Origin of the sequence: Tunturiibacter gelidiferens (genome assembly GCF_014201335.1) — a bacterium.
In the GTDB taxonomy this organism is placed as follows: Bacteria; Acidobacteriota; Terriglobia; order Terriglobales; family Acidobacteriaceae; genus Edaphobacter; species Edaphobacter lichenicola_E.
Map to the genome: position 1 here is coordinate 500,492 of NZ_JACHEB010000003.1, position 12,620 is coordinate 513,111.

Below are 12,620 nucleotides of genomic sequence, written 5' to 3' on the forward strand. Positions count from 1 at the left end.
CGCGCAAGGCGGCGGCGGAGGATGGTGTCTTTGAAGATTTCACAGTGGATGTTGGCAGGATTGGTGGCGGCTCTATGCGTTACGGTAACGGCTGGTGCGCAAACAGGGGCGGGAGCGGCGGCACAGTCGGCTCCGGCAGCGCAGTCGGCACCGGCGGCGCAGAAGGCTGGCGCTCCGTTGCAGTTGCAGAGCCTGGGACAGCAGACAAAGGCAGATCCGTTTCCGCCTGTGAATGAGAAGTTCTTTACGGCTTCTACGCCGACGGTGGATACGGTCAACGGTTTTTTGAAGGCGTTGTGGGGATATGATCCGAACCGCATCTGGCGGGTCGAGGCGATTCAGACTACGGCTGCTCCGAATGTGAGCAAGGTGGTGGTGTTCGTGTCGGACAAGACTCCCAACGCAAAGGTTCAGCCGACGGCGTTTTTTGTGATGCCGGATGGAAAGCATGCCGTTGCAGGAGATGCGGTGGTGCCGTTTGGCGTGACTCCGTTTGCGGACCTGCGTAAAACGTTGCAGGCTCGTGCAGATGGTGCGACTCGTGGCGCGACGAGCAAGGATCTTCTGCTGGTGGAGTTTGCGGATCTGCAGTGCCCGCATTGCAAGGAAGCTCAGTCCACGATGGAACAGCTGGTGAAAGATTTCCCGAACGCGCGTGTTGTGTACCAGAGCTTTCCGTTGGTGGATCTGCATCCGCTCGCGTTCAAGGCAGCGGCGTATGGGTATTGCGTGCAGAAGCAAAAGAACGATGCGTACTTTGTCTACTCCGCAGCGGTGTTCGATACGCAGGGCGCTTTAACTCCGGAGACCGGGGACCAGACGCTGAAGGACGCGGTAACCAAGGCTGGACTGGATCCTGCGGCGATCGATGCTTGTGCGGCGACTCAGGCGACCAAGGACCAGGTGAATGCTTCGATCAAACTCGCGCAGGATGTCAATGTCGAGCAGACACCGATGCTTGCGGTGAATGGGCATCTGTTGCCGCTGACGGGGATTCCGTACGAGACGCTGAAGACGATTGTGTCGTACCAGGCATCGCTTGATGGAGTGAGCACGGGAGCGACTGGACCGGCGGTGGGGAGCAGTTCGAATCCGCCGACTTTAGGCAAGTAAGTAGAGGTTGTTTTGAGAAGCCCCGGTCTGATGACCGGGGCTTTTTCTTGTTTAGCTGGGAAAATTGTTCAGCGGTGGCGGTCGCCGATGAGTTTGACGGCGGCGAGAAGCAGGGTGAGGAAGCCTGTGGGGAGGCAGCCCATGGCGAGCATCAACGAGAGCCAGCCGAGGTTTGTGTGGGGCCCTTGGTGACGGGTGATGCCGCCGAAGCTGGTGAAGATGAGTGCGGCTGCGATGACTCCGGTGCCGAAGATGAGGAAGCCGGTACGGAGGAGCTTGCGGGTGTCTGGCTGCATAGGGACGGTGCATGGTGCTGGGTGATTCGGTTTTGCGTTGGCTGTGAAATCAGCAATTAGTGGATTAGGGCCTGCATGGCGTAGACGATGACTCCGGTGATGGAGACGTAGAGCCAGATGGGGAAGGTGTAGCGCGCTAGTTTTTTGTGCGCGGGAAAACGGCCGGTGAGCGAGAGAAAGAACGTGATCAGGATCATCGGCAACGCGACGACGGAGAGGAAGATGTGCGAGGCGAGAAGCTTCCAGTAGAAGGGCCACCAGGAGCTGAGACGATTGAAGTGGGTTTCGCCGTGGAGGGTGAAGTTGGTGAGGTAGGAGACGAGGAAGATGGTGGAGAAGAAGAACGCTGTGAACATGGCCGCGCGATGTTGCGGGATGCGGCGGGCACGGATGTAGCCGAAGCCAATGATGAGCGCGATGGTGCAGAGCGCGTTGAGAACCGCGTTGAGCAGGGGGAGCGAGCGGAGATGAGTGCCTGTGACATCGAGTGGCGCGTGAAAGTAGACAAGGTAGCAGATGAGCGCGCTAGCCGCGGCGCTGACGAGGATGATGGTCGCGATGATGCTGGGCGGGGTGCGGAGGTTGGAACCGGGATTCTTGTTCGGTAGTGCAGTTTGCGTGGGCATTTAGAAGAGCAGACGTCCTTTAGCGTCGAGCATCATGGCGGCCAGAAGAAGTGGAAGATAGAGGATCGACGCGCGGAGGAGGTTGCGAGCTGCGACGAGCGAGGTTTCGGAGGTTGGGTCGCGGAGGATGCGTGCGAAACGGATGGTGTACCAAAGGTAGCCGGCGCCAAGAAGGCTTGCGGCTGTGGCGTAGAGATGTCCGGTGGTGTGGAGCGCTGCAGGCCACAGGCTGACCGGGATCATGAGAACCGCGTAGAAGAGAGCCTGGATCACGGTGCTCTGGGCGGCGTAGCGGGTGTTCGGAAGATTCGGGGTGAGGCGGATTCCTGCGCGGGCGTAGTCTTCGCGGTACATCCAGCCGATGGCCATGAAGTGCGGAAACTGCCAGACGAAGAGAATGGCGAAGAGGGCGACGCCGGGCCATTCGATGACACCGCGTGCGGCGGTCCAGCCGATGAGCGGGGGAAGAGCGCCGGGGAAGGCACCGATGAAAGTGTTGATGGTGGTAACGCGCTTGAGCGGGGTGTAGATGGCGACGTAGCCGATGGCGGTGAGCAGCGTTAAGGTGCCGGTGAGGAGGTTGGTGGTGTAGGCGAGATAGAGAGAGCCGAGAAAAGTGGCTGTAAAGCCGAGAATGAGGCCGTGAGCGAGGGAGATGCGGCCAGCTGCCATGGGACGGTCGGCGGTGCGGCGCATGAGGGAGTCGGATTTTCGCTCGAGTGCCTGGTTGAGCGCGCTGCTGCCGCAGGTGACTACCGCGATTCCTACCAGCGCTTGCAGAAGACCTGCGTGGAAGGGACTGATTCCGCTGCGGAGACTGCCGAGATAGAAGCCGGCTCCAGCGGTAATGATGACCATGGTGGAGATGCGCAGTTTGAAGAGGGTGGCATAGTCGGCGAGCAGCGAGTGCGGCTTCGCGGGAGCGAGGACGTGATCGGTTGTCGCGGAGGTAGCCACAGTGTAAGGATAACGCGTTTGGGGCGACGCGACGGGGTGACGTCGCCCGAGTTGGCGCTATTCGGCAGACTCTCCGTGGGGGGCTTCGGCGGCGCTGGACTGCTTGGCCTGAGGGCGGAGGAGAGGGAAGAGGATGACGTCGCGGATGGATTTGGAGTTGGTGAGAAGCATTGCGAGGCGGTCGATGCCGATGCCTTCGCCCGCTGTGGGGGGCAGGCCGTAGCCGAGGGCGCGGACATAGTCTTCGTCCATCTGGTGGGCTTCCTGATCGCCGCGGGCTTTCTCGGCCATTTGCTGCTCGAAGCGGGTGCGCTGGTCGTCGGGATCATTGAGCTCGGAGAAGGCGTTGCCGACCTCGAAGCCGCCGATGTAGAACTCGAAGCGCTCGACCCAGTCGGGTTCGTCGGGCTTGTTCTTGGAGAGCGGACTGACGGCCAAGGGGAAGTCGTAGATGATGGTGGGCTGGATGAGCGGCTCTTCGATGCCCATCTCACCGCCTCGTAAGGCTTCGGCCCGCAGCTCGAAGAGGTCGGAGATGGCTTTGCCGTAGGGTGCGCCTTTGTCGAGCACGAACTCTCGAACGAAGTGACAGTCCGCGCCGAGGCGATTGAGGGCTCGATCAAAGGATGACTTTTCGGGATCGGCAAACTTCTCGCCTTCATACAAGAGCGCTCTGAACTTTGCATCCGATGAAAAGTCTTCTATGGTTGGCTCGATGGGCGCGTTTGGTGGCCACCACTTCATGATGGCCTCGCGCATGGAGAGTTTTGTCCATTTGCCTAGATCGATCTCGTGGCCGTTGAAGTGGGTGATCGTGGTTCCGTTGACTTCATTGGCGACATAGATGATGAGTTCTTCGCTGAGCTTCATCAGGTCGTGATAGTTCGCGTAGGCCTGGTAGAACTCGAGCATGGTGAACTCGGGGTTGTGGCGGGTGCTGATGCCTTCGTTGCGGAAGTTGCGGTTGATCTCGTAGACGCGGTCCATGCCGCCGACGACGAGGCGCTTTAGGTAGAGTTCGGGCGCGATGCGGAGGAAGAGGTCGAGATCGAGCGCATTGTGATGCGTGGTAAATGGCTGAGCAGCTGCGCCTCCGGCTACTTGATGCATCATGGGGGTTTCGACTTCGAGGTAGCTGCGTTGGTCGAAAAACTTGCGGATGGCGCGGAGGATCGCGGCACGCTTGACGAAGACCTCGCGGACGTTCGGGGTCTCGGGTTCGGCCGGCTCGGTTTGCGCTTCGCCTGAGGTGGAGGGCTTGGATGCGCCGGTGTTCATGAATAGGTCTACGTAGCGCTGCCGATAGCGGAGTTCGGTGTCTTCGAGGCCGTGGTACTTGTCGGGCAGGGCGAGCATTGCCTTGGTGAGAAAGGTAATCGCGGGCAGGTTGTCGAAGCTGCCGACGTGGACGGTGAGCTCGCCGGTGCGGGTGCGGAAGAGGCGGCCGCGAACGCCGACGTGGTCGCCGAGGTCCAGGAGTTTATAGAGCGCGAAGGTGTTTTCTCCGACGTCGTCTTTGCGGACGTAGATCTGGAAACGCTGGCCACCTTGCTGGAGTTGCGCGAAGCCGGCTTTGCCCTGGACACGAATAGCCATGATGCGGCCGGCGATGCTGACGTTGATGTGATCCGCGTCGAACTGTTCGGCACTTAGTGAGTCGTAGGCAGCGCGAAGTTCGGGGATCGTGTGGCTGAAGGCGTAGTGATTCGGGTAGGTCGCGTCGGCGTGGCTGAGGCCGTCGAGTTGGCCGAGGGCAGCAATCTGCTGGAGCTTGTCGCGGCGCTGCTGGTAAAGGTTTTTTTCAAACTCAGACTCGTACACAGGGATTCCTTTAGCTTGATGTTGCGGACATCTCAGTATAGCGAGGCGACCCCGGAGGTTCTTATCGAGAGAGAAGTGTGCCATCAGGGGGCGTGCGTGGTGTAATAGTCCTGCTATGGCGGATGAGGGAGCAGGGAAGAGCGGGAATGGCGCGGGCGGCGGAGGGAAGGGTGCGCTGGGCGAGCTGGTGAAGGCGGAGTCGATGATTCAGCTGGCGATTGCGCTGCCTGCTGGGTGCGTGATCGGGTGGCTGGTGGGGAGTTGGCTGGATCGGCACTTTCATCAAAGCTGGATTTCGATTGTGGGGATTTTACTGGGGGCTGCGGCGGGTTTCGTGCAGATCTTCAGGACGGCTTCGCGGTACATCAAGCGTGGATAACGGGTTGGGCGAGGGCGATTTTGTGAGAACGTTGGAGAGCTTCAGTGACGCGGACTTCAAGCGGACGATCTGGAGCGCCATGCGGTTGCTGGTAGTGATTACTGTGGTTGCAGCGCCAGTGGTGTGGTGGAAGATGGGGTGGCAATCTGCGGTTTTGCTGCTCGTAGGGTCTTTGATCTCGGGGTCGGGCTTGTTCGAGTGGTTGCGGCTGATGACTGCCGTGATGGTGAGGATGGACGGCGGGGGGAAAGCGAAGCCGATGGGACTGATTTTGTTCGGTTTCTTCCTGCGACTGGGGCTGACCGTGGTGCTGCTTTATGTTAGCCTTAAGATTCTGAATGGTTCGGTCTACGCGCTTGCCGCTGGCCTCGCTCTGGGTGTGTTTGCACTGACGGTCGAGGGTTTGAGGCTTATGAAAGCGTGGACGGTTTAGGCCGGGCGTTCGCAGATTACGTTTCGCAGAAGCTTATTTTTTATGCCGACACAGACACTCTTCACCCAATTTTTGAATCAGCACTTCGGTGCGTTTACGACCTCGTTTCTGCAGGCGCTGCACGTGCAGCCGAAGTATCCGGCGTATCCGATTACGGATGCGTTTGCGATGGAGCTGCTGGTGTTTCTGGTGCTGATCGCCTACTTCATTCTGGTGCGGATGACGCTGAGCGTCGAGAAGCCTGCCGGTGTGCAGCATCTGGCGGAGATTACCCATGAGTTTGTCTCGGAGCAGGGATCGCAGATTATCGGGCACGGGTCCGAGCGGTTCACAAGCTACCTGACGGCTTTGGGTCTGTTCATCCTGTTGGCGAACCTGATGGGGATTATTCCAGGGTTGAAGTCACCGACTGCGTATGCGGTCGTTCCTCTGGGATTTGCGCTTGTTACCTTCGTCTACTACCACTACCACGGTATTCGGGAGAATGGCTGGGCGTACATCAAACAGTTTCTGGGGCCGGTGTGGTGGTTGTACCCGCTGCTGCTGCCGATTGAACTCATCTCGCACCTTGCGCGCGTTCTGTCCCTCACGGTTCGTCTTTACGCCAATATGTTTGCGGGCGATTTGGTAACGCTGGCCTTCTTTTCGTTGGTGCCGGTAGGAATTCCGCTGATCTTTCTTGGACTGCACCTTGGCGTTGCCGTGGTTCAGGCTTATGTGTTCTTTCTGCTTGCGGCGATTTATCTCTCGCTGGCAACGGCGCACGACCACTAGTGCTTCGCATGGCCAAGGCTTTCCAGCTTTCGGCCACTAAGTTTCGCTGCGTTGGGGCCTCCTCTCGCAGTGTGCAACAACGCCGCATAGCGTGAGGGTGCCAGCACGGTGAGCATCAACCACCCACTGGCGGCGTATCCACGGAGGCAGGAGTAACACCATGAAGAAGTTGCAATATCTGTTTATGTCGTTGGCCGCGCTGCTTTTTGCGACGCCGGCTTTTGCGCAGGGCGCTGCCGCTCCAAGCCCCGGAGCCCAGTGGGTTCCGTTGGCTGCCGGTCTTGGCATGGCGCTGGCTGCTGGTCTTTGCGGTCTCGGTCAGGGTAAGGCGACCGCGTCGGCAACCGAAGCGCTGGCGCGCAACCCGGGCGCTCGTCCTGGAATCTTTATCTTCCTGATTCTCGGCCTTGCGTTTATTGAATCGCTCGCGCTGTTTACCTTCGTCATCATCTTCTTGAAGGTTCAGTAAGCTTCTAGATTGTTGTTGGGAATGGCCTCCGCTTCTGCGGGGGCTTTTTCTTTTTTGATTGGGTGTCCTGCCGGACGGCCCCGCTGCGCGCGGGGCGGTCACTTCGTGACTTGTATACCCCTTCGGCTGGGCCTCCCGCTGGTCGGCAATCATAATTCCGACCAACGGGAGGACAACTGTAGCTTGGTCCGCCGGAGCTGGTACACGCGTCACGAAGTGACCGCAGCGGGCCCGTCCGGCAGCAGAATGTTATTTCACGTCGTAATTCAGCTGGAGGTTGCAGCTGTCAGGGGAGGCAGCGCACTCCTGTCGACCTTGTTCGATCAAGGTCGAGTGGCTCGCATACTCAGCGAAAGAAACGGCCCCGCCAGGCAGGATGCCGAGAGCACCCGTCGCCACTGCGGCAAGCGCAATACCGATCGCTGCAGGGACGCTGATGCGTCGAAGCTGATTGAGGCGTGTGCTCTCGCTGCCGGGCCGGGTATAGACGGCGGCTAGCAGGCGAAGATAGTAGAAGCAGGCCACGCCACTGTTGAGCAGGCCGATGACGGCGAGCCACATGTTGCCGCCGTGGATAGCCGCGGAGAAGACGTAGAACTTGCCGAAGAATCCGCCAGTGAAGGGGATTCCGATAAGGGAGAGCAGGAAGAAGCTGAGCAGTGCGGCGAGATAGGGGCGCTTCTGGCCGAGGCCGGTGAAGTCGTCGATGGTTCGAGCGCGCTCATCGTAGCCGGCGACCTGGGTGACAACCGCGAAGGCACCGACGTTCATCGCGGCGTAGGTGGCAGTGTAGAAGCAGGCTGCGGCGATTCCGTCGAAGGGGAACGCGGTAAAGGCGACTAACAGGTAGCCGGCGTGGGCGATGCTGGAGTAGGCGAGCATGCGCTTGACGTCGCGCTGCATCAGTGCACCGAGGTTGCCGACGGTCATCGACAGGGCAGCAAGAACCCACATCAGGATCGCCCAGCGATGCTGGTAGAGAGGGAAACTAGTGAAGGTGATGCGGAGAAGCACGGCGAATGCTGCGGTTTTGGGAGCGGTCGACATGAGGCCGACAACCGGTGCTGGTGCGCCCTGGTAGACATCGGGAGTCCAGACATGGAAGGGGGCAGCCGAGACCTTAAAGCCGAGGCCGATGATAATCAGGGCTAATGCCGTGAAGGCGAGGGCTGGAGTCGCGGTGGTTTCGAGGCCGTGGGCAATGGCGTATATGTTGGTGGAGCCGGTGGCTCCGAAGGCCAGGGCTACGCCGTAGAGGAAGAAAGCGGTAGCGAAGGAGCCCAGCAGGAAGTATTTGATGGAGGATTCGGTGCCGGTGGCCTGGCCCTTGCGGAAGCCGCACATGATGTAGGTCGAGATGGACGAGATCTCGAGGCCAACGAAGACCATGAGGAGCTCGACCGAACAGGTCATCAGCATCATGCCGACGGCTCCGAAGAGGGTCAGGGCGAAGTACTCGCCGGCGTGGCTGGCGTTGCCTTCGAAGAAGTCCAATGAGCCGAGGAGAGTGACTAGGACGACCGACGCGATGACGAAGTGGAAGAGGACGGAAAAGGCGTCAACCTGGATCGTGCCGGAGAAGGCATGGATGGTGCCGAACTGAATCTGGTACCAGCTGGCGATGAGAGACCCGACGGCGCCGGCGATGGCAAGCCAGCCAAGAGGTTTGCGGCTGGAGCCAGGCTTCAGGCATGGCTCTGTCAGCATGACGAAGACGCCGACGAGGGTGAGGATGAGTTCGGGAAGGAGGGCCAGAACGTTGGATGACATTTACTTCGTGGCCTCCTGGGCGGCGGGTATCTGCGGCTGGGCATCAGTCGGGCTCAAGGAAGCGGCAGGCTCAACGGGCTGGGGATCCTGCGCGAGGTAGGTTCCGGCCGTGTCGATGGCTCGTAGCCAATAAGGGGATGCGACGCCCATGGCCAGCATAACTGCGATGAGGGGCCAGAGAGCGAGATGCTCGCGCCCGGTGACGTCGGGGACTGGGACATCTGCGGTGTTCTCATTCAGGTCGCCATAGAAGACACGCTGAATCATCCAGAGCATGTAAGAGGCGGTCAGGATGACGCCGGTGGTGCCGAGAACCGTCCAGCCGATGTGGTGGGTGACGGTTGACTGCATGGCGCCGGTGAGGACGAGAAATTCGCCGATGAAGCCGTTGAGCATGGGAAGGCCGATGACGGACAGGGTGGTAATCACGAAGAGAGTCACCATCCAGGGAAGCTTTGCTGCGAGACCTCCGTAGTCGCGCATGTCGTAGGTGCCGTAGCGCTCGAAGAGGATGCCGAGCAGAATGAAGAAGGCTCCAGCTCCGATGCCTTCGTTGAGAGTGGCGTAGATGCCGCCGTCCAGACCTGCGATGGTGAAGGTGAAGATGCCCAGAACAACAACGCTGACGTGTCCGAGTGCTCCATAGGCGGCGAGTTGCTTGAGGTCTTTTTGGACAAGAGCGATGAGCGCGCCATAGACGATGCCGATGGCTCCGAGGGCAATCATGAGCGGGGCGATGTGGCGGGACTGCTCGGGGAAGATGCCGAAGGAGAAGCGCAGGATGGAGTAGAGTCCAAGCTTGCCGACCAACACCATAACGGCGGCGGTGGGGGCTTCGGAGATGGCGTCCGTGAGCCAGCCGTGGAGAGGGAAGACAGGAACTTTGACGGCGAAGGCGATCAGGAAGGAGAGAGAGGCGAGCCACAGGGCAGCTTCATTGCCGGAGATGTTGTGCGTGGCGGCAAGCTGGGCGAGCTCAGGGAACTGAAAGGTGCCGGTGCGCGCGTACAGCCAGAGCATGCCTACCAGCAGGATGGCTGAAGGGATGAAGGCGTAGAGGAAGTACTTGATAGCGGCTCGGCGGCGATTGGCAGTGCGGCCAAAGGTGGCGATGAGCAGAGCCATCGGGACCAGCGAGAGTTCCCAGAAGGCGTAGTAGAGGAAGAGGTCGAGCGAGACGAAGATGCCGAGCATCGCGACCTGTTGTAGGAGGAAGAGGGTGTAGAAGAGCTTTTTGCGGTCGCCGATGGTGTTCCATGAGACGAGGACGCCTAGTGGGGCGAGGAAGCCGGTGAGAACGATGAGCCACATGGAGAGGCCATCGACGCCGAGGTGATAACGGATGGCGGGGGAGCTGATCCACGCGGAGTTCTGCTCGAACTGGAAGGTGCCTGGGGCGGCTGAGTAGTCGAAGTACGCGGGCAGGTGCAGGGTGCAGAGAAAGGTGATCAGGGTGACGGCGAGAGCACCCCATTGCATCAACCTGCCTTTGTCTGGCAGCAAGGCCAGCAGTACCGCGCCCGCGAGCGGGACGAAGGTGATGATGGTCAGGATGGTGTGGTCGATATTCATCGGTTCCTTTAGGTGTTGCAAAAGCAAAATGCCGAATGAAGCGGGTCCTTCTTTAGTGCATCCAGATGGAACGGCCAAAGATCATGACGAGCAGGACGGCGGCTGCTCCAAGTGCGAGCCAGCCAGCGTAAGAGCGAATGTTTCCGGACTGAACGCGGCGAACGAGAGAGCTTAAGCCTCGAGTGGTTGCGCCGGCGGCTGAGCCTGAGCCGTTGATGATGCCGCCGTCGACGAGACCGCCGAGGAAGAGGCGGCTGAACATGAGCAGCGGTGTGATGACGAGGGCGCTATAAACTTCGTCGATGTAGAACTTGTTGAGGACGAAGTTGTAGAGGGCTGGAGCGCGCCTGGCGATAGCTGCGGCGGTGCCGGGCTTCTTGTAGTAGAAAACGAATGCAAAGAAGAAGCCGATGGCTACGACGAGAACTGAGACCGCAGCGAGTCCCAGCTCGGAGCCTGGGCTTGTGGTTGCGGCTTCGACAACTGTGCCGGTGCTGAAGACGGGCTGGAGGAAGTGTTCGATCTCGTTATGGCCTCCCATCGCGGCGGGAATTCCTACCCACCCGCCGATGATCGACAACAGAGCGAGGATGGCGAGAGGTACGGTCATGATCGCGGGCGATTCGTGAACGCCGTGGGTGTGGTTGTCTTCGTGGTCGGCGACAATGACGGTGTGGGAGTCGGAGTGTGTGTGAACAGCTGCTCCGTGGGCGTGGAGATCGGTGTGTTCCTCAAAGTGCTCGGGTCCGAAGAAGGTTTTGAACCACAGACGGAACATATAGAACGCAGTCATACCGGCTGTTACGAGGCCCACGAACCAGAGCAGCTTGCCGATAGGGTTGGTTGAGACAAAAGCTTGATAGAGGATCTCGTCTTTAGAGAAGAAGCCGGCAAGCGGCGGGATGCCTGAGATGGCGAAGACGCCCATCGTCATGGTCCAGAACGTTACGGGGATGCGCTTGCGGAGGCCGCCCATCTTGCGCATATCCTGCTCGCCTGAGAGAGCGTGGATGACGGAACCAGCAGAGAGAAAGAGCAGTGCCTTGAAGAAAGCGTGAGTGAGGAGGTGGAAGATGCCTGCGGTGTAGGCTCCGACTCCGCAGGCCAGGAACATGTAGCCGAGCTGCGAGACGGTGGAGTAGGCGAGAACACGCTTGATGTCGTGCTGCACCATCCCGATGCAGGCGGCGAAGATGGCTGTTGCGGCTCCGATGATAGCGACGACGCCGAGAGCGTAGGGGCTGCGGTCGAAGAGGACGTGGCAGCGGGCGACCATATAGATGCCGGCCGTGACCATCGTTGCCGCATGAATGAGGGCGGAGACGGGAGTGGGGCCTTCCATTGCATCGGGAAGCCAGACGTAGAGCGGGATCTGCGCGGATTTGCCGGTTGCGCCGAGTACCAGAAGGAGGGCGATGGCAGTGATAACACCGCCATTCCAGTCGGGATTGACGCTGATGGCCTGGAAGACGTGGGTGAAGTCCAGAGAGCCGAACTCACGAACGATGAGGAACATCGCCAGCAGGAATCCAAAGTCGCCAATGCGGTTGACGATGAAGGCTTTCTTTCCGGCGTTGGCGGCGGAGTCCTTCGTGAAGTAGAAGCCAACGAGCAGGTACGACGCAAGGCCGACACCCTCCCAACCGACGAAAAGGAGGAGGAAGCTTTCGGCGAGGACCAGGACCAGCATGAAGAACATGAAGAGGTTGAGGTAGGCGAAGAAGCGCCAGTAACCCTCTTCGTGGGCCATGTAGCCGGCAGCGTACATGTGGATGAGGAAGCCTACTCCAGTGACGACACCGAGCATAATGAGGGTGAGGTGATCGACGGTGAAGGCGAAGTCGATTTGTAGGCCGGTGATTGCGATCCATGGTTTGCTGACGACACGGAGGACTTCGGGGGCGCCATCGGCCTTCATGGTGATCCAAAGCCAGGCGACGAGGATGGCGGGAATCGCAGTGCAGATGAGGGCTACGGCGGTAACAAGCGAGCGCGGAAACTTACGGCCAATGGTTCCGTTGATTAAGAATCCAACGAAGGGGACGATCGGGATGAGCCAGAGGTAGTCAGAAGGCATAGAGGTCACGATTTCATCAGGTCGATCTGATCGACGTTCAGTGTCTGGCGGGTGCGGAAGATGGCGATGATGATGGCGAGGCCGACGGCAGCCTCGGCTGCAGCGACCACCATCACGAAGAAGACGAAGATTTGGCCGGAGACCTGGTGCCACATGTGCGCGAACGCAACGAAGGTGAGGTTGACGGCGTTCAGCATGAGCTCAATCGACATGAAGATGGTGATGAGGTTGCGCTTGATGAGGAAGGCGGCGACGCCGACGGAGAAGAGCGCGGCAGCGAGGATAAGGTAGGCGGCGATGGGGACTTGCGCGGCTGCAAAAGAGTTCATGGCG

The 12,620-nt window shown here is 59.7% G+C and carries 13 protein-coding genes; 5 read left to right on the forward strand and 8 right to left on the reverse strand.

Annotation, left to right across the window (positions count from 1 at the left end):
• Positions 1–21: 21 nt before the first annotated feature.
• On the forward strand, positions 22–1,113 hold the full coding sequence (locus HDF14_RS08325; protein WP_260698116.1) for a DsbA family protein: 1,092 nt from the start codon (positions 22–24) through the stop codon (positions 1,111–1,113).
• Positions 1,114–1,181: 68 nt separating this feature from the next.
• Here HDF14_RS08325 and HDF14_RS08330 read toward each other — a convergent pair whose 3' ends face one another.
• The 4 genes from HDF14_RS08330 to HDF14_RS08345 are packed head-to-tail and all read right to left on the reverse strand — an operon-like array spanning position 1,182 to position 4,813.
• Positions 1,182–1,409: a hypothetical protein gene (locus tag HDF14_RS08330; RefSeq protein ID WP_183975379.1), complete on the reverse strand. Its 228-nt coding sequence runs from the start codon at positions 1,407–1,409 to the stop codon at positions 1,182–1,184.
• Between the two features lie 56 nt (positions 1,410–1,465).
• Positions 1,466–2,035, reverse strand: a complete 570-nt coding sequence (locus tag HDF14_RS08335; protein ID WP_183975381.1) for a DUF420 domain-containing protein — start codon at positions 2,033–2,035, stop codon at positions 1,466–1,468.
• Positions 2,036–2,992: a heme o synthase gene (gene cyoE, locus HDF14_RS08340; protein ID WP_183975383.1), complete on the reverse strand. Its 957-nt coding sequence runs from the start codon at positions 2,990–2,992 to the stop codon at positions 2,036–2,038. It lies immediately after the preceding gene.
• Between the two features lie 57 nt (positions 2,993–3,049).
• Positions 3,050–4,813, reverse strand: coding sequence for a lysine--tRNA ligase (locus tag HDF14_RS08345; RefSeq protein ID WP_183975385.1), 1,764 nt, complete (start codon positions 4,811–4,813; stop codon positions 3,050–3,052).
• A gap of 115 nt (positions 4,814–4,928) precedes the next feature.
• On the opposite strand from HDF14_RS08345, the gene HDF14_RS08350 reads away from it, so the two are divergent.
• From HDF14_RS08350 to HDF14_RS08365, 4 genes are all read left to right on the forward strand, one after another.
• Positions 4,929–5,192: an AtpZ/AtpI family protein gene (locus HDF14_RS08350; RefSeq protein WP_183975387.1), complete on the forward strand. Its 264-nt coding sequence runs from the start codon at positions 4,929–4,931 to the stop codon at positions 5,190–5,192.
• Between the two features lie 4 nt (positions 5,193–5,196).
• The gene (locus tag HDF14_RS08355; protein WP_260698117.1) at positions 5,197–5,625 is read left to right on the forward strand and encodes an ATP synthase subunit I; all 429 of its coding nucleotides are present in this window, start codon (positions 5,197–5,199) and stop codon (positions 5,623–5,625) included.
• A 42-nt stretch (positions 5,626–5,667) separates the two neighbouring features.
• On the forward strand, positions 5,668–6,399 hold the full coding sequence (gene atpB / locus HDF14_RS08360; RefSeq protein ID WP_183975389.1) for a F0F1 ATP synthase subunit A: 732 nt from the start codon (positions 5,668–5,670) through the stop codon (positions 6,397–6,399).
• Positions 6,400–6,559: 160 nt separating this feature from the next.
• Entirely contained in the window at positions 6,560–6,868 is a 309-nt protein-coding gene (locus tag HDF14_RS08365) for an ATP synthase F0 subunit C (RefSeq protein WP_183975390.1), read from the forward strand.
• Between the two features lie 249 nt (positions 6,869–7,117).
• On the opposite strand, the gene HDF14_RS08370 is transcribed toward HDF14_RS08365, so the two are convergent.
• The 4 genes from HDF14_RS08370 to nuoK are packed head-to-tail and all read right to left on the reverse strand — an operon-like array spanning position 7,118 to position 12,616.
• Positions 7,118–8,638 carry an NADH-quinone oxidoreductase subunit N gene (locus tag HDF14_RS08370; protein ID WP_183975391.1) on the reverse strand — a complete coding sequence of 507 codons (1,521 nt, stop codon included), beginning with the start codon at positions 8,636–8,638 and terminating at the stop codon, positions 7,118–7,120.
• On the reverse strand, positions 8,639–10,210 hold the full coding sequence (locus HDF14_RS08375; protein ID WP_183975392.1) for a complex I subunit 4 family protein: 1,572 nt from the start codon (positions 10,208–10,210) through the stop codon (positions 8,639–8,641).
• Between the two features lie 52 nt (positions 10,211–10,262).
• Positions 10,263–12,287 (reverse strand): NADH-quinone oxidoreductase subunit L, encoded by a 2,025-nt coding sequence (gene nuoL, locus HDF14_RS08380; RefSeq protein WP_183975393.1) that lies wholly within the window; start codon positions 12,285–12,287, stop codon positions 10,263–10,265.
• Positions 12,288–12,292: 5 nt separating this feature from the next.
• Positions 12,293–12,616, reverse strand: a complete 324-nt coding sequence (gene nuoK, locus HDF14_RS08385) for an NADH-quinone oxidoreductase subunit NuoK (RefSeq protein ID WP_183975394.1) — start codon at positions 12,614–12,616, stop codon at positions 12,293–12,295.
• Between the last annotated feature and the right edge of the window lie 4 nt (positions 12,617–12,620).

What these genes read in the sequence shown, in the direction of transcription:
- HDF14_RS08325 (WP_260698116.1), top strand. Translation starts at nt 22, where the DNA reads ATGGTGTCTTTGAAGATTTCACAGTGGATGTTGGCAGGATTGGTGGCG.
- HDF14_RS08330 (WP_183975379.1), bottom strand. Translation starts at nt 1,409, where the DNA reads ATGCAGCCAGACACCCGCAAGCTCCTCCGTACCGGCTTCCTCATCTTC.
- HDF14_RS08335 (WP_183975381.1), bottom strand. Translation starts at nt 2,035, where the DNA reads ATGCCCACGCAAACTGCACTACCGAACAAGAATCCCGGTTCCAACCTC.
- HDF14_RS08350 (WP_183975387.1), top strand. Translation starts at nt 4,929, where the DNA reads ATGGCGGATGAGGGAGCAGGGAAGAGCGGGAATGGCGCGGGCGGCGGA.
- atpB (WP_183975389.1), top strand. Translation starts at nt 5,668, where the DNA reads ATGCCGACACAGACACTCTTCACCCAATTTTTGAATCAGCACTTCGGT.
- HDF14_RS08365 (WP_183975390.1), top strand. Translation starts at nt 6,560, where the DNA reads ATGAAGAAGTTGCAATATCTGTTTATGTCGTTGGCCGCGCTGCTTTTT.
- HDF14_RS08370 (WP_183975391.1), bottom strand. Translation starts at nt 8,638, where the DNA reads ATGTCATCCAACGTTCTGGCCCTCCTTCCCGAACTCATCCTCACCCTC.
- HDF14_RS08375 (WP_183975392.1), bottom strand. Translation starts at nt 10,210, where the DNA reads ATGAATATCGACCACACCATCCTGACCATCATCACCTTCGTCCCGCTC.
- nuoL (WP_183975393.1), bottom strand. Translation starts at nt 12,287, where the DNA reads ATGCCTTCTGACTACCTCTGGCTCATCCCGATCGTCCCCTTCGTTGGA.
- nuoK (WP_183975394.1), bottom strand. Translation starts at nt 12,616, where the DNA reads ATGAACTCTTTTGCAGCCGCGCAAGTCCCCATCGCCGCCTACCTTATC.